The 16,199-nt window shown below is 69.9% G+C and carries 13 protein-coding genes; 6 read left to right on the forward strand and 7 right to left on the reverse strand.

Going from position 1 to position 16,199, the window contains the following annotated elements; genetic code table 11:
- Positions 1-40: 40 nt before the first annotated feature.
- On the reverse strand, positions 41-1,837 hold the full coding sequence (locus VFB40_RS19175) for a phosphatidylglycerol lysyltransferase domain-containing protein (RefSeq protein WP_324852584.1): 1,797 nt from the start codon (positions 1,835-1,837) through the stop codon (positions 41-43).
- A gap of 151 nt (positions 1,838-1,988) precedes the next feature.
- Positions 1,989-2,768 (reverse strand): G1 family glutamic endopeptidase, encoded by a 780-nt coding sequence (locus tag VFB40_RS19180; RefSeq protein ID WP_324852586.1) that lies wholly within the window; start codon positions 2,766-2,768, stop codon positions 1,989-1,991.
- Positions 2,769-3,022: 254 nt separating this feature from the next.
- Between VFB40_RS19180 and VFB40_RS19185 the strand changes: the two genes are divergently transcribed.
- From VFB40_RS19185 to VFB40_RS19200, 4 genes are all read left to right on the forward strand, one after another.
- The gene (locus VFB40_RS19185) at positions 3,023-3,949 is read left to right on the forward strand and encodes an LLM class F420-dependent oxidoreductase (RefSeq protein WP_324852588.1); all 927 of its coding nucleotides are present in this window, start codon (positions 3,023-3,025) and stop codon (positions 3,947-3,949) included.
- A 79-nt stretch (positions 3,950-4,028) separates the two neighbouring features.
- The gene (locus tag VFB40_RS19190) at positions 4,029-4,967 is read left to right on the forward strand and encodes a cation diffusion facilitator family transporter (RefSeq protein WP_324852590.1); all 939 of its coding nucleotides are present in this window, start codon (positions 4,029-4,031) and stop codon (positions 4,965-4,967) included.
- A 287-nt stretch (positions 4,968-5,254) separates the two neighbouring features.
- A complete protein-coding gene (locus tag VFB40_RS19195) occupies positions 5,255-5,455 on the forward strand; it encodes a hypothetical protein (protein ID WP_324840918.1) in 201 nt (66 codons plus the stop codon).
- A 629-nt stretch (positions 5,456-6,084) separates the two neighbouring features.
- A complete protein-coding gene (locus tag VFB40_RS19200) occupies positions 6,085-6,576 on the forward strand; it encodes a DUF3145 domain-containing protein (RefSeq protein WP_324840917.1) in 492 nt (163 codons plus the stop codon).
- A gap of 162 nt (positions 6,577-6,738) precedes the next feature.
- Here the strand turns inward: VFB40_RS19200 and VFB40_RS19205 are convergent, their stop codons facing one another.
- The 5 genes from VFB40_RS19205 to VFB40_RS19225 all read right to left on the reverse strand — a co-directional run bounded on the left by VFB40_RS19205 (position 6,739) and on the right by VFB40_RS19225 (position 12,432).
- Positions 6,739-8,394: a DUF2079 domain-containing protein gene (locus VFB40_RS19205; protein ID WP_324852592.1), complete on the reverse strand. Its 1,656-nt coding sequence runs from the start codon at positions 8,392-8,394 to the stop codon at positions 6,739-6,741.
- A gap of 111 nt (positions 8,395-8,505) precedes the next feature.
- Positions 8,506-8,850 (reverse strand): DUF8844 domain-containing protein, encoded by a 345-nt coding sequence (locus tag VFB40_RS19210; RefSeq protein ID WP_324852594.1) that lies wholly within the window; start codon positions 8,848-8,850, stop codon positions 8,506-8,508.
- 39 nt (positions 8,851-8,889) lie between these two features.
- On the reverse strand, positions 8,890-9,711 hold the full coding sequence (gene otsB / locus VFB40_RS19215; protein WP_324852596.1) for a trehalose-phosphatase: 822 nt from the start codon (positions 9,709-9,711) through the stop codon (positions 8,890-8,892).
- Positions 9,712-9,823: 112 nt separating this feature from the next.
- Entirely contained in the window at positions 9,824-11,092 is a 1,269-nt protein-coding gene (locus VFB40_RS19220) for a PucR family transcriptional regulator (protein ID WP_324852598.1), read from the reverse strand.
- 149 nt (positions 11,093-11,241) lie between these two features.
- Positions 11,242-12,432 (reverse strand): geranylgeranyl reductase family protein, encoded by a 1,191-nt coding sequence (locus tag VFB40_RS19225; protein ID WP_324852600.1) that lies wholly within the window; start codon positions 12,430-12,432, stop codon positions 11,242-11,244.
- Between the two features lie 799 nt (positions 12,433-13,231).
- Between VFB40_RS19225 and VFB40_RS19230 the strand changes: the two genes are divergently transcribed.
- Together VFB40_RS19230 and VFB40_RS19235 are read left to right on the forward strand one after the other, a co-directional pair.
- Positions 13,232-14,221 carry an ABC transporter permease gene (locus VFB40_RS19230; protein WP_324852602.1) on the forward strand — a complete coding sequence of 330 codons (990 nt, stop codon included), beginning with the start codon at positions 13,232-13,234 and terminating at the stop codon, positions 14,219-14,221.
- A gap of 68 nt (positions 14,222-14,289) precedes the next feature.
- Positions 14,290-16,089, forward strand: a complete 1,800-nt coding sequence (locus tag VFB40_RS19235; protein ID WP_324852604.1) for an ABC transporter substrate-binding protein — start codon at positions 14,290-14,292, stop codon at positions 16,087-16,089.
- Positions 16,090-16,199 lie beyond the last annotated feature (110 nt).

A 16,199-nucleotide genomic window follows, 5' to 3' on the forward strand; every position in this document is an offset into this window, starting at 1 on the left:
CTCGTCGTGCTCCCGGCGCTGGTCATGTCCCCCGTGCTCCTCACCTGTGCGACTCGAGGTGCTTGCGATGCACCCACTTCGGCAGTCCCGGTGCCTCCAGGAACCCCTCGGCGCGCGCCGAGGCGATGCCGATGCGCAGCAGGTCCGCGCTCTTCTCGAAGAGCAGGAACCTTGGTTCCCAGATGGGCCGGTACTTCGCGTTGGCCCGGTACAGCGACTCGATCTGCCACCAGCGCGAGAAGAACAGCAGCACCGCCCGCCACAGCCGCAGCACCGGCCCGGCGCCGAGCCGCGAGCCGCGCTCGAAGACCGCGCGGAACATGGCGAAGTTCAGCGACATCCGCTCCACGCCGACCTCGCCGGCCCGCAGGATCAGCTCGATCACCATGTACTCGATCACGCCGTTGTCTGACGCCTTGTCACGGCGCATGAGGTCCAGCGACAGGCCGTTCTTTCCCCACGGCACATACGACAGCAGCGCGCACAGCCGGCCCTCGAAATCGTGGCACTCGACCATGACGCAGCGTCCGTCCGCGGGATCACCCAACCGTCCGAGCGCCATGGAGAAGCCGCGTTCACTCGCTCCGTACCGCCACTGGTCCGACGCCTTGATCAGCGCCGCGAACTCGTCCGGATCGATGTCCTCGTGTCGCCGGATGCGTACCGTGTACCCGCCGCGCTTGACCCGGTTGTACGCCTGCCGCACTACACGCATCGCCCGGCCTTCGAGGGTGAAGTCTGCGACCTCGACCACCGCCTCATCGCCGAGTTCGAGTGCGGTCAGACCGTGCCGCTGGAAGATCGTCCCGGCTTCCTCGCTCGCCCCGGCCACCGCAGGTGTCCACGCGTGCTGATACGCCTCGTTGAGCCATGAGTCGATAGCGCCGGGCCACGCTTCCGGGTCGCCGAGAGGGTCGCCGGACGCCAGCGATACGCCGCCGACGACGCGGTACGCGATCGCGGCCTTACCCGTGGGGGAGAAGACGACTGCCTTGTCGCGGCGCAGCGCGAAGTACCCGAGCGAGTCGCGGTCGCCGTGCTTGTCCAACAGCGCGCGCAGCCGCTCCTCGTCCTCAGGCGAGTGCAGCCAGCGGCCGCGGGGCGAGCGGAACAGCGCGTACAGCACCAGCAGGAACAGCGCGAGGCTCATCAGGTTGATGATGATGCCGATCCAGTGCGGTACGACCAGGCCGTCCGGCGCCTCATCGTCCCCGGCCAGCGTGGCCACCCGCGCCAGCGTGAAGCTGATCCGGTCCGCCACCGTGGACCGGCCGACCGTGCCGAACGCGCTGACCAGCAGCACGCCGACGGACACCGCCACCGCTCCGCCGCCGAGCAGCACTGCAGCCGCGAGCTTCGGATTGTTCCGGTCGCCCTTCGCGTAGAACTCGCGGCGGCCGAACAGCAGCGCCAGCCACATTAGCGTGGTGACCACCGTGGAAAACCAGTTGAACGGATGAGCGCGGAACTCCGCGAAGCAGAGCGCGTAGATGTACAGCGCGGCGGTCGGCGTCAGCAGGATCAGGTTGAAGATCCACGCGGCGCGCTTGCGGCGGCCCAGCGTGATGGCCAGGAACGCGGTGAACGCCGCCGAGGAGTACCCCGCGGTCATCGTGTAGGGCGTGAAGTAGTCGCCCGAGTTGTGCTGGCGCACCGTGTTGCCGAAGGACACGAAGATCGCGCCGAGCAGATTCAGCCAGGCGGCGATGCGCAGATACCAGACCGCGTAAGTCATGGACGGCTTGCGCAACCTGCCGCTCATCAGCCCCTTGCCGTCGGCTGCGGCCTGCAGGGGCCCCTTTCGGCCGGTCGAGCGCTCTGCCGTGCTCGCTGCCATCCGCCGCTCGCGTCCCTTCGATGCCCGATTCGTCCCCTCCATCCTGGCGGACGAGGGGCATGGGACGCGAACTCCGGTTCACGCGCCGCCGCGTCCGCCCGGCCGTGGCGGGGCCGGGCGAACGCGACGGCGGAACCCGCCGTCAGCCTGGTCAGTCCAGCGACTTCCAGGTGATCGAGAACGAGGTCCCTCCGGACAAGGACGAGGTGCTGGCCTGAGTGGTTCCGGACGAGTCCACGATGTCGATGCTGTCGTAGCTCGTGCCGCCCAGCGCGGAGCCGTTGACCGTCGAGCCGGTGAAGTTCACCTTGCCGAAGTCGGCCAGCGGGAGCACGCCGCCGCTGTAGGGCGCCTCGGCGATGATCTCGGCCGAGGCGCGCGACAGGCCGCTCTGGGTCTTGGTGGTGGTCTTGGTCCAGCCCTCGGTGCTGTTCTTGAGCACCAGCTGGTACCGGTTCGAGCCCAGGTACGAGACCGTGGCGGTGAAGTGGTCGCCGGGGCGCACGGTGTTGCTGTAGTTCACCGGGTAGGCCGGGTACATCTCGTACCAGGACGAGTAGTACGCGGTGCCGCCGGAGCAGTCAGCCTCGGTGCCGGTCTGCTCGACCGAGCTGGACGAGTAGCCGTCGAGGCCGACCCAGAAGCTGGAGTAGCCGTCGCCCGCGGAGCAGTTCACCGAGGGCTGCACCCACGACGCGGAGACGCTGGTGTACGTCGAGCCGTGCGCGGCGTAACCGGCCCAGTTGGTGCTGCTGGTGGTGGCGTTGGTGCCGTGGGTGTGCAGGAAGAGCGGCTGGCTGCCGTGCACGTGCTGCATGGGCGCGTTCAGCAGCGGGGCCGCGACAGCGGCCGGTGCGGTGGCGGCGGGCAGGGCGAGCGGCGTGACAGCGAGCGCCGCGGTGCCTATGGAACGGATAGCGCGGTGGAACACGGACAGATCTCCTTGGTGCAGCCCGCGATCGCGGGCGTGTGTGGGTACAAAGCCGCCGTAAGCGTTCGCCCCGGTGGGTGGGGGGCGACGGGCGGTCGAGTGGGTGATCCGGTAGCGCTACCGTGATCACGACGCTAATGATCGGAGCACAGCGCGGCAAGGCGGCCCGGGAAAATCGTTGGTAAAGGCTCTCGCATGCCGTCGGTCCGTACCCGGCGCCCCCGTTGCGGTGATCGCGGTGCCAGGATGGGGCCATGCAACTGCGCATCTTCACCGAACCCCAGCAGGGCGCTTCCTACGACACGCAACTCGCCGTCGCCAGGGCGGCCGAGGACCTGGGCTTCGACGCCTTCTTCCGCTCGGACCATTACCTGAAGATGGGCGAGGTCTCCGGGCTGCCCGGACCGACCGACGCCTGGATCACGCTGGCCGGCCTGGCCCGCGAGACCTCCCGCATCCGCCTGGGCACGCTGGTGTCCCCCGCGACCTTCCGGCTGCCGGGCCCGCTGGCGATCCAGGTCGCGCAGGTGGACCAGATGTCCGGCGGCCGGGCCGAGCTCGGCCTCGGCACCGGCTGGTTCGGCCAGGAGCACACCGCGTACGGCATCCCCTTCCCTGACAAGCGCTTCGACCTGCTCGAGGAGCAGCTCGCCATCGTCACCGGGCTGTGGGACACCCCCGAGGGCGAGACCTACTCGTTCCAGGGCAAGGCGTATCAGCTGGAGGACTCGCCCGCGCTGCCCAAGCCGGCGCAGCGGCCGCACCCGCCGATCATCGTGGGCGGCGGCGGCCCCAAGCGCACTCCGCGCCTGGCCGCGCAGTACGCCGACGAGTTCAACGTCGGCTTCCGGACCTTCGAGGAGACGGTCGAGGGGTTCGAGCGGGTGCGCGCCGCGGCGGCCGAGCTGGGCCGCGACCCGGGCTCGATCATCCTCTCGATCGCCAGCACCACCGTGGTCGGCAAGGACGACGCCGAGGTGGCGCGCCGGGCCGAGGCCAGCGGCGTCTCCCTCGACTGGCTGCGGACTAACGGCTACGCCGGTTCCCCCTCCCAGGTGGTCGACACCCTGGGCCGCTTCGCGCAGGCGGGCGCGACCCGCGTCTACCTCCAGATCCAGGACATGTCCGACCTCGACCACCTGGAGCTCATCGCCGCCCAGGTGGCGCCGCAGCTGAGCTGACCCCGGCCGCCCTACCGACGCCGACAACCGTTGTCATTGTCATATCTCAATATGCTGTTTTACCGGCTATGCTGGCGCCATGGGTGAGCAGGGGCACGGCCACGAGCACGACCACGGCGCGGCGGTCTCGGCGGATTCCGACCGCCGCTATCTGACCGCCGCGCTCGGCCTGATCCTCGCGTTCATGGCCGCGGAGGTCGCCGTCGGCCTCGCCTCCCGCTCCCTCGCCCTGGTCTCCGACGCCGGCCACATGCTCACCGACGCCGCCTCGCTCGGCCTCGCGCTGTTCGCGATGCGGCTGGCGGCGCGCCCGGCCAGCGGGCCGTGGACCTACGGGCTGCGCCGCGCCGAGATCCTCTCCGCGCAGGCCAACGGGATCACGCTGCTCGTGCTCGTGGTCGTCTTCACCTATGCGGCGGTGCGCCGGCTGATCGAGCCGCCGAACGTGGCCGGCGGACCGGTCACCGCCACCGCGCTCGTCGGCATCGCGATCAACGCCGCGGCGGCGCTGCTCATCAGCCGGGCCAACCGGACGAGCCTGAACGTCGAGGGCGCGTTCCAGCACATCCTGAGCGACGCCTGGGCGTTCCTCGCCACCGCCGTGTCCGGGATCGTGGTGCTGACCACCGGCTTCGACCGCGCCGACGCGATCGCCTCGCTCTTCGTCGCGGCCCTGATGGCGCGGGCCGGATACCGGCTGGTGCGCGACTCGTGGCGGATCTTCCTGGAAGGCGCCCCGGCCGGCCTCGACCCGGCCGCGGTCGGCGCCGCGATGGCCTCGGACCCGCAGGTCTCCGAGGTGCACGACCTGCACATCTGGACCATCACCTCGGGCTTCGCGGCCCTTTCCGCCCACGTCCTCGTGGTCCCGGGGCAGGACTGCCATGCGGTACGCGGCCGGCTGCAGGAGTTGCTGCGCGAGCAGTACGGGATCAAGCACACCACGCTTCAGGCGGACCACGCGCCGGAGGCCCTGCTCACGATCGAGCGCACTCCGCCGCGCGGCGAACACCGCTAGCCAACCTGCCGGATGGCCGATCGGCCTGGCAGCCACCGTGGCTTGAGCGCGGCCCTGACGTGGTTGTGTGCGATGGAATGCACATCCGACTAATGTCACGGCTAAGTAACGCTTGCGTGGAGGTCTTGTTCACGCGGCTGGTCTGGGAGAAAGTCGCAATGCCGGGTGGATCGGGGCTCTCGCCCGAAACCTCCCGGCGACCGGCTTTTAGACCGGTGTGTGCCGCCGCCGGCCGGTTCGCCCGCCGCGGTCGCGCAGACCAGCGCAGCAGAGAGGGCGGATAGCTGATGGATCGCCACGGACGCCCGCCGGCCTCGGACGTCGAGGCCTGGCTCGCGCAGGAGTTGTCGTTCCTCTATGCGGTGGAACGCAAGATCCTGCGCCGCGCCGCGCTGGCGAGACGCAGCCGCTGGCTGTGCGCCGCACTGCTCGCCGCCGGCGTCTGCTGCTCCGTTTGGGCGCTGGTCGGCACCATGGGCAAGAGCTGACTGAGACTCCGGTCGTCCGCGGGCCGTACGGAAGTGACGCGGCGACAGAGCCGATGGCCCACCCGAACTAACCCGCGACAGCGTCTTGACCAGCGTCCGGGTGACAAGGCCCGAGGATTGGGACGACCGGCTGAGCCGCTGATCGGTCCGCTCCGGTGATCCTTCGTCAGATTGTCACCCGTACGGGCTCCTGACAGGCCCCGGATGCTTCCAATAAGGTCTCGGGGCGGGACGGCGATACTTGATCGGCCAGGTGCCGGGCCACATGGCACCGGTCGGAGCGGGTCCGTCATCCCGAGCGCAGAACTTGTTCCACGCGTTGATCGCCGTTTCGCGATAGGCTGACGGCGGCCAATGCGAGCCACAGAACTTCGCCTCATCGCGAGGTGAGGGCGGCTCGTTTGTGGGGAACATTCTGCACAGCAGTTGCGGACGCCTCGTGCATCCGCACGGACCGATCGCGAGATTGGCCCGGTTGTGTGGTTGCGTTGGCCTGATAAGTGAATATACAGACAAGTACGACTCGCGAAGGCGACACAGCGACGGATCGCTGGGTCGGCAGCTACGGGACAAGGCCGCTGGGGAAGGCGCACCTCGTCCACCGATCGCCGACCGAAGGAGACACCGCCGTGCCTACTCGTGGAGTCCTGTACATCCACTCCGCGCCCCGCGCGCTGTGCCCGCACGTCGAGTGGGCGGTCGCGGGAGTCCTGGGCGTGCGCGTGAGCCTGGACTGGGCGCGGCAGCCCGCCGCGCCGTCGACCTGGCGCGCCGAGCTGCCGTGGACCGCGGAGCCCGGCACCGCGACCAGGCTTGCTTCCGCGCTGCGCGGCTGGCAGCTGCTGCGCTTCGAGGTGACCGAGGAACCTTCGGTCGGCGCCGAGGGCGAGCGCTACTCCTCGACCCCGGACCTCGGGGTGTTCCACGCCGTGACCGGAGTGCACGGCGACATCATGATCTCCGAGGACCGGCTGCGGGCCGCGATGCTGCGCGCCGGGCGCGGCGGCGATCTGGAGGCCGAGCTGCAGAACCTGCTCGGCAAGCCCTGGGACGACGAGCTCGAACCCTTCCGCTGCGCCGGCGACGGAGCGCCGGTGCGCTGGCTGCATCAGGTGGTGTAGTAAGGGGGCGGCCCCGCACGGTGGAGCGGGCCGCCTCAGGTATGCCTTCGGTCAGTCGACGTCAGAGCCCGGTCATTCCTCGTGGAGGAGCGACCGGGCTCTGACGGTCTTTCGGGTCCCACGGTCGGCTCAACCGAGTCGACCAGGTCGATCAAGCCCAGCTCAGCCAAGGGCCGCGTTGTGCAGCACGACCCAGCCGTCGCTCTGGAAGACGACCCGGTAACCGGCCGACTCGAGCCGCTGCACCTCTGCCTGCTGCGCCGCCACGTTCTTGAACGGATAAGAGGTCCGCTGCACGTCCGCGAGCACCCATGGCGGCGGTGGATAGTTCCGGTCTCCGGGCGGAACCCACATCACGACCTTATCCCGGCTGAGCAGCTGCGGGCCGACCTGCGTCGCCGAGGCGACATACGCGTTGTCCGGGATCTTTGACGCGGCCTGCTTCGCGGCCACCACGCTCGGATTCGAGACGTCCCAGAACGACGCCTGCGTCATGTGGTGCATCGGGTAGCGGTCGAACGTCGACCACGCGTATATGGCGACGTACATCGCGAACGCTGTCATCAGCGCGCTGCGGACAAACGGCCCGCGCCTCGCGACCCGAACGCTCAGACGGGCGGAGGTCAGCCAGCGGGAGACCCGCAGCGCCCCGTCGACGCCCGCACAGAAGATGATCGGCACCAGGAACGCGTTGTAGTGGTACGGCATCACCCAGTACAGCTGATTGACTGACAGGAACCGCTCCATCACTAGCGGCACGGCCATCAGGCTCAGCGGCGAGAGCAGGCACAGCCCGAGCACCGGCCACAGCAGCATCTCAAGCGTCTGCCGCTTGTAATGCGAGTTGAACAGCGTCCCGAAGGTGTTGCCCGGATCGCCCAGCATCGCGTGGATCGCCGCGGACTGGGTCGGGCCGAACTCGGTGTAGGTGAAGTTCCGGTTCGGGCTGCCGCCGGCCGCCGGCAGGAGCACCTGCGCCACCAGCCAGACCATGCCGATGCCGACCGGCACGAGGGCGAGGAACCACGCCCGGTCGCGCCGCCGCACCGTGTCCAGCACCAGCCGCGGCCGCCGCAGCGCCCGCGGCAGCCAGCGCGCCCAGTCCCGCGCCGTCGCGTCCTTGGTGGCGAGGTAGAGCCCGAAGATCGCGACGACGAAGCCCATGTCGTCCTTGACGCCGAGCAGCAGCAGGCTGATCAGCGCGGCCTGCCGCAGCCGCCCGGCCTGCGCCCGCTCGATCATCCACATCAGGATCGGCAGTTCCAGGAAGACCTCGTGGAACTCGAACCACAGCGCCATCTGCAGCGGCCAGGTCACCCCGTAGCCGATGACGACCAGGTAGGCGGACAGGTTCGCGGCCGGCGAGCCGAAGCGCCCCGAGTTGCGCACCGCCCGCCGCACGAAGAGCCACAGCGGGATGATCGGCAGCGCGGTCAGCACGGCGGTCTCGACCAGCAGCGTCTCGGGGCCGTCGTGGATCCAGTAGAAGGGGGCCATCAGCGCGAGCAGCGGGGTGAAATGGTCGGCCAGCTGCAGCTTCCCGGCGTCGGCCGCGCCGTGCAGTCCGACGAAGGGGGAGTGCGGCCCCATGAAGTGCGCGTAGCCCGAGATGGCCTGGTCGTACTCGCCGACGTCGGCGAGCCCGTCCTGCAGCGTCGAGTGCAGGATGAGCAGGTAGGTCGAGTACAGCGCCGCGTAGAGCGAGACGATCGCGCCGACGCCGAGCACATGCGGCCAGCGGCGGGGCGGGGCCTCGAGCCCGCCGTTCGGCGCGGCCTCGCCTCCGACGGCTGCTGGGGTACTCGCGACGGCGGTCAAGGCCGGCTCACCACTCCTGTGTCCCGGGGTCGGTTCTCGGATCGCGGTTCGATCCGCGGGCCTTCGCCGACCGACCCTACCGTGAGACGCCGTGAACCCGGGCTTTGGATCTCAGTACCTGCTGCCGTGCTCGTCGTCCTCGCCCTTGAGGATCTGCCGGCCACGTTCGGCCATGGTCTCGGCGACGGCCGGAGTCACTCCGATCCGCTCGGCCAGTTCGGGATAGGTGATGCGGTCGAAGCGGCGCGGGTCGGTCAGCTCCGCCGCGGCGATGGCCTGATACGCGCCGGCGCGATCGGCGGCCGCGCGGAACGCCGAGTGCAGGTCGGTGGCGCGCTCAAGCAACTCCGCGGCGTCGGTGATGTCGTCCAGCCCGAAGAACCGGTTGTCCTGCGGCTCCTCGGCGGCCGGCTCGTACAGCAGCGGCACGGGGCGCGTGCGGGGTTGCTCCTTCACCGGGACAGTTTCTCACGGTGCACCTGCGTCATGTCAGCCTCAATGGAACGAATCAAGCAGCGTGGGCACCGATTCCGGCGCATCCAGCAGCACATCCGCGTGCTCGGCGAGCGCCGCCCCGCGGCCTTCCGCCGTGCCGACCGCCACCCGCACCGCGTGGAATCCGGGCTGCTCGGCGGCGAGCTTGTCCAGGGCGGCGAAGGCGGGCAGGTCGCCGAGATCGTCCCCGAAATACCAGGCCCCGGCCAGGCCGGCGGCCTCGCGCAGCACGACCGCTCCCTTGTCGGTGTCCAGCGGAGGCTTGAGCTCCACGACCATCCGGCCGTGCTGAAGCCGCAGGCCGTACGCCTCGGCGTGCAGCGTGGCCCAGGCCTCGATGCCCGGTTCGAGCGAGGGGTCGGTGCGGAAGTGCAGCGCGCAGGACAGCCGCTTGTCCTCGATCAGCGCGCCGGGAAACGCTTCGCGGGCCTCGGCGACGACGCGCGCGATCACCGGCGCGTACGGTTCGGCCTCCGGCGCCGTGGTGACCGTCGCGCCGCCGTCCGGCGAGTATTCGAGGCCGTAGAGGCCGTGCAGACGCAGGCCCCGGACACCGCCGAACCGCTCGGCGAGGAAGGCGACCGGCCGGGCCGAGACGATGGCGGTCACGCGGGCGTTCGCGGCGAGCGCGGCGAGCGCGTCGACCCCGCCCGGGACCGGCTGCACCGACTCGGGGTCCTGCTGGATCGGCGAGAGCGTCCCGTCGAAATCGAAGAAGAACCCGTATTCGCTCAGCCGGGCGGCCGTGCGGGTCACCTGCGCGTCGGCGCCGGCCGCGCTCTTCGGTGCTTCAGCCGCGTCCTGCGGTGCGTTCTCATCCATGGTCACCCGTCCAACCTGCCCGAGTCCGATACCTGCCGCAACCGCGTCGTCGCGCACCGACGCGTCAGGCGGCCGTCGCTTCGGTCCTGCGGGAATCCCGGCGGGAACGCGGTCAGCGCAGGTCGCGCAGCGCGAGTGCGGTAAGAAGCAGCGCGACGCCGCGCGGCGTGGCCGGGTTGAGCCCGGTGAGTTCGGTCACCCTGGCCAACCGGTTGTCCACGGTGTTCGGGTGCAGTCCGAGACGGCCCGCGGTGCGCCGCCGGTCATACCCCTCCTCCAGGAAAACCCGGACCGTGTGCAGCAGATCGGGCCGATCGGCCAGCGGGTCAAGCAGGGCGCCGAGCCGAGCGGAACTCTCGTTGGGCCGGGTCAGGTGATACTCCAGCAGCACGTCTTCCAGCGCGTAGATCCCCGGCGGGCGGCCGAGCCCGCGCACCAGCCGCAGGATCTCGCCCGCGGTGCGCGCGGCGGAACTTATCTGCTCGGGCTGCTCGGCGAACGCCATCGCGATCCGTATCCCGCCGCCCCAGGCCTCGGCGAGCCGGCGGACGAGTTCATCAGAGATCGACGACACCGTGGCGCTGGTCGCGGCGTCGCCGGTGGATCGCGGCACGAGCACGTGGCCGCCGGTTCCCTCCAGCAGCGCGGGGATCGGCGCGCCGAAGTACACGTCGATGGCCTCGTGCAGCCGATGCAGCCGCCGATGCACCGCGGACTGCCTTAGTTCGGCCTGTTCCAGCGGCAGCGGCTCGGCGCCGGACCCCTTCTCGGCGCGGCTGAGCCCCAGGGCCAGCACGGTGGCGCCCTTCGCGAGGCCGAACTCCTCAAGCGCCGTCGGATCCTCAGGAGCCACGCCCGCGATCAGGTCGCGCACCAGCTCGCGGCGGCGGTCCCGGCGCGCCGAACCGAGCAGCTCGAGCTCCTCCTGATAGGCCTGCGCGACCTCGTCGATCGCCTCGTCCTGGGTGGCGAGCAGCAGCCGGGCGAGCTCCGGCAACGCGGCCGTCTCCTCGGGGCGTGCGGTGCGGCAGAGTTCTTCGAACACCACGCGCGCGGAAATCGTGTACGTGCGCAGCAGGATCGGCAGCGGCATTCCCTCCTCCGCACGGTGCGCGGCGCGCCGCCGAAACACCGCCCTGGCGTTTTGCACCGCGGCCTCCGCGCCCTGAACGCGCCGCAGGAAGGTCAGCACCGCCAGTCGCGCCGCCTCGGCGACGTCGGCGCTGCGCAGCGACGGATAGTCGGGCAGCTGGACGGCCCACTCCGCGGCCATGCGCTGCACGAACGCGTCGACCAGCGGCTCGCACCGGCCGGCCAGCCCGCGTGCGGGCGCGGAGGCTGGGAAGCACGGCTCGGCGTCGGCAGTTGAACGCGATGGCATGACCGATCCGCCAATCGATCCGGGTTGCTCGGCATTGACGACGAGGGCGGCGACCGCTCGAACCGGCCGAGCGTCACAGACCTCGTACTCATAGTGTGCCAAGAGGCCGCCGGGATCGGCAGGGTGGCCCCCGGGGACCGGGGCCGGGCTCAGGAGATGGCTCGCAGCGCAGCCTGCGCGGCGCGGGAGCGCAGCAGTTCGGCGAACGTGGTGCGGCCGTGGCAGACCTCTGCGAACGCGCGCCAGGCGACCGGCAGCGTGGTGACCGCGGCGTGGAAGAAGCCGGGCCGTTTCTCGAACGCCGCGAGCAGCCGCTCACCGGCCGCCATCTCGGCGCCGAGCAGTGCCTCGATCCGGTCGCGGTACTCGGCCGCGGCCTCCTCGACACTGCGCTCACCGGCCGGCTGCGGAACGGTGGCCATCCGGGCCGCGGCCTCCCCGGCCAGCCGCCCCGAGCGCAGCGCGTAGGAAATGCCTTCGCGCGTCCACGGATCCAGCAGGCCCGCCGCGTCGCCCGCCACCAGCACCCGGCCGCGCGACAGCGGCGAGTCCGCGGTGCGGCACCGCGTCAGGTGCCCGGAGTCCTGGGCCGCCGGGAATTCGGCCAGGCCCAGCCGCTCGACGAAGTCGCGGTAATACGCGCGCGTCTCCTCGCCCCCGCCGCGCGCCGCGATGACGCCGACGGTCAGCGTGTCGCCCTTGGGGAAGACCCACCCGTACGAACCGCGCACCGGGCCCCAGTCGATCAGCACCCGTCCGGCCCAGCGCGCCGCCACTTCCGGCGGCACCGGGATCTCCGCCTCCAGGCCCAGGTCCACCTGACGGCAGGTCACGCCGACGTGGCGCGCCACCCGGCTGGCCGAACCGTCCGCGCCGACTACCGCGCGGGCGCTCACTTGGGAGCCGTCCGCGAGCGTCAGCAGCACGGTTCCGTCCGCCAGCCGCGCCGCTCTGTCTTTCGTGCTCTTTCCGGTCGCCTCGGCCTGTTCGACGCCGGTCACCACGGCGCCCTCGCGCAGCTGCGCTCCGGCCTCGACCGCGGCCTTGACCAGCGCGTGGTCGAAATCGGTCCGGTTGACCAGCGCCAGCATGCCGCCGTCCCGGTCCCGCTTGGTGCGCTCGCGGCGCCCCTGCTGGGTGAAGGTGATGGCGTCGATCCGCTGCCGCACCGGCAGTTCGAAGCCCTCGGGCAGCGCCGCGCGGGACAGGCCGATCAGCCCGCCGCCGCAGGTCTTGTACCGGGGGAAGGCCGCCCGCTCCAGCAGCACCACCCGCGCCCCGGCCCGGGCCGCCTCCCGGGCGGCGCTCGCCCCCGCCGGGCCTGCGCCGACCACCGCCACGTCCCAAACGGCGTCCGGAACCCCCGCGGATTCGCCGGCCTTCGCAGGGCTCGCAACCGTCGCGGATTCCCGTACGGCTCCGGATTGCCCGGCGCCGCGGGATTCGGCGACGGCCCCTGATTCGCGCCCGGCGCCCGATTCATGAGCAGTACTCGTTTCGGGTGCCGCGGCCGAAAACGGGTTGACGCCATCCGGCCGTACAGCGGCCTCGAACGGGTGATGGGAATCCGGCGCGTCCACGGGAGAACTGATCACGGCTCACCAGCGTAACCCGCCCGGAGCTGGGCTCCTCGGGTGACCGGACGGCTCGGGTCTGACAACGATTCGGCCACGATGTGCTCGGACGTTGGTCCACGCGGTTGAAGCTGTTGTCACGGCTGCATGAACAACCACATACAGCGAGTATGGGATGATCAAGACAACAACCGCCTTGGAACTCGGAGAGGTACGGGTTCCATCACAGTTCGGACACACATTGCCGCACGGGTGTTCCGCCGGGAAGCAACGCCGAGGATTGTTCTCCCAGACGGGGCATGGTAGGAATTCCCGCGATCAGGGACGGCGCGGACCGCAGAATCCGTTGCTCCGGGCGCCCTGGCCTGCGTAATTTGGCCGTCGCCCACCCCGATTACGGGATTTGTCCCATCATGTCGCACAATCGGATCACATCCGACGAATGTGGCTTGCAGTACCACCCCGGTCCGGCAGGCTCGGGGTAAGCACGTAAGATCCCGCGTACCGCTCACCAAAACCTGGTCCCGACGGGTTCCACCGCGAACGACGAGGACGTCATACCACGATGACTGTGCCGAACACGGCGGCCGACGAAGCCGCCGAAGTGGGTATACCGGCGATCCCGGGAAACCCGATCGAGGGTCGATCCCTAGGCCGTATCGCCTGGGACCGGCTCAAGCGCGACAAGGTCGCAATGGTCAGCGGCTCGTTCATCGTGCTGCTGATTCTGCTGGCGATCTTCGCGAACGTCATCAATCACGCGATGGGCCTCGATCCCAACCAGTTCAACGGCAACCTGGTCGACCCGGGTTCCCTGCTGCCCTACGGTTCGCACGGCGGGATGAGCCTCGCCCACCCCTTCGGCCTCGAGCCCGTCAACGGCCGCGACCTGTTCGCCCGCATCGTCATCGGCGTGCGGCCCAGCCTCATCGTGGCGCTGGCCGCGACCGCGCTGCAGATGGTCTTCGGCATCATCATCGGCTCCGTGGCCGGCTACTTCGGCGGCTGGACCGACGGGATCCTCTCCCGGATCACCGACGTGTTCCTCGCCTTCCCGATCCTGATCTTCCTGATCGCCATCGGCTCGATCATCCCCAGCCAGGCCTTCGGCCTCGGCGCCTACGGCGTGCACCTGGTGGTCATGATCGCCGTCATCGGCATCTTCAGCTGGGCGTATCAGGCCCGGCTCATCCGGGGCCTGGTGCTCTCGCTGCGCGACCGCGAGTTCGTCGACGCCGCCCGCGTGCTGGGCGCGCGCCCGAGCCGGATCATCTTCCGCGAGATCCTGCCCAACCTGGCCAGCCCGATCCTGGTGTACACCTCGCTGGCGATCCCGGCGAACATCGTGCTCGAGGCCTACCTCTCCTTCCTGGGCGTCGGCACCCCGCCGCCGAACGCCTCCTGGGGGCAGATGCTTTCCACGGCCGTGGACTTCTACCAGGTCGACCCGACCTTCATGCTCGTCCCCGGACTCGCCGTGTTCCTCACCGTGCTCGCCTTCAACCTCTTCGGAGACGGCCTGCGCGACGCCCTAGACCCCCGGGCCGGCCGCTAGAAGCGCCCGCTCCGGTTTTCCAACAGAACACCCCTCCGTTGCGCAGTCCTGAAAGGGGCATTCCCGGAATGCAGCGTACAACCAAGATCGCCGCGGCGGCCGCGGCGGCCGCGCTGGTCGCGTCGGTCGCTACCGCGTGCAGTAGCAGCAAGGGCGGCAGCAGCGGCGGTTCCGCCAACCCTGCCGACACGATCAAGTTCAATTACGGTGTCACCGGCGTGGTCAACCCGTCCACGCACAAGGGCGGTACGCTCGTTCTCGGCGGCTCCCAGGACCTTGACTCGGTGGACCCGGTCAACCAGTACTACGCGTACTCCTGGAACTTCTCCCGGTACTACGCGCGCACGCTGATGACCTACAAGGTCGGCGCCCCCGGCTCGCAGTCGACGCAGCTGGTCCCCGGCCTGGCGGCGGCCGCTCCGACCTCCTCGGCGGACGGCCTGACCTGGACCGTCAAGATCCGCTCCGGGCTGAAGTTCTCCAACGGTGAGCCGATCACCTCCAAGGAAGTCAAGTACGCGATCGAGCGCTCCTACGCGATCGACTCGGTCAACCCGGCCGGTCCGGAGTACTTCTCCTCGCTGCTCACCGACGGCACCTACCCGGGTCCGTACAAGGACAAGGCGGCCGACCACCTCGGCCTGACCGGCGTCGACACCCCGGACGACACCACCCTGGTGTTCCACCTGACCGGTAAGTACGGCGAGTTCCCGTACGTGCTGACCCTGCCGCAGACCGCGCCGGTCCCGATCGACGTGGACCAGAACGCGGCGACCGGCGGACTGAACTACAACACGCACGTGGTCTCCAGCGGCCCGTACCAGATCGCCTCGTACGTCGCGGGCAAGGACATCGAGCTGACCCGCAACCCGAACTGGACCGCGGCCAGCGACCCGGTCGACCCGGCCCTGCCGGACAAGATCACGGTCAAGACCGACTGGGACCCGAACCAGCTTGACGCGGCCATCCTGGCCGGCACCGTCGACGCCGAGTACGACGGCGGTGGCCTGCAGACCGCGGACGTCGCCTCGGTGCTGAGCAACCCGGCGAAGAAGAAGTACACCGACAACCCGTCGGCCAACGCCACCCGGTACGTCACGATCGACCAGGACGTCGCGCCGTTCAACAACGTCCACTGCCGCAAGGCCGTGGCCTACGCGATGAACAAGGTCGACCTGGTCAACGCGCGCGGCGGCGAGATCGCCGGCGCCAAGATCGCCAACACGATGCTGCCTCCGGGCGTGCAGGGCCACACGGACGCCAACCCGTACCCGACGGGCTCGGACTCCAAGGGCGACGTGACCATGGCCAAGCAGGAGCTGCAGGCCTGCGGCCAGCCCAACGGCTTCTCCACCAACATCATCACCGTGAACACCGGCAAGGGCCCCGGCTTCGCCACCGCGCTGCAGGCAGCGCTGGCCCGCGTCGGCATCACCACGCAGATCACCCAGGTCGAGGGCTCGAAGTACTACAGCCAGAACCTGCAGCGTCCGCAGGTGATGAAGAGCAAGGGCTTCGGTCTCGGCGCGGCCGGCTGGGGCCCGGACTGGCCCTCGCCGTTCGCCTTCTTCTCGCAGATCACTGACGGCCGCCTGCTCTCGGCGACCAGCAGCGGCTCGAACTACGGCCGCCTGAACGACCCGGTGGTCAACGGCCTGCTGGACCAGATGAAGGCCAACACCGACCCGTCTCAGAACGCGACGCTGGGCGCGAAGGTCGACGCGCAGGTCATGTCCGACGCCGTGTACATCCCCTACGGCTTCGACACCCTGCTGATCGCCCGTGGCAAGAACGTGACGAACTACTACATCACGAACGCCTACAACGGTGAGGTCGACCTGGCCGCGCTGGGTCACTCCGGATCCTGAGTCCGGCCCCGGCCGGAAAGGGTAAACCCTCCTTTCGCGAGCAGAACTGGAAGCAGGTGAAGGCGTAGGGCGGTGCGGGGGCGGGTCCTCGAACAGGACCCGCCCCCGCG

This window comes from Actinocrinis sp. (genome assembly GCF_035650855.1).
GTDB lineage: Bacteria > Actinomycetota > Actinomycetes > Streptomycetales > Catenulisporaceae > Actinocrinis.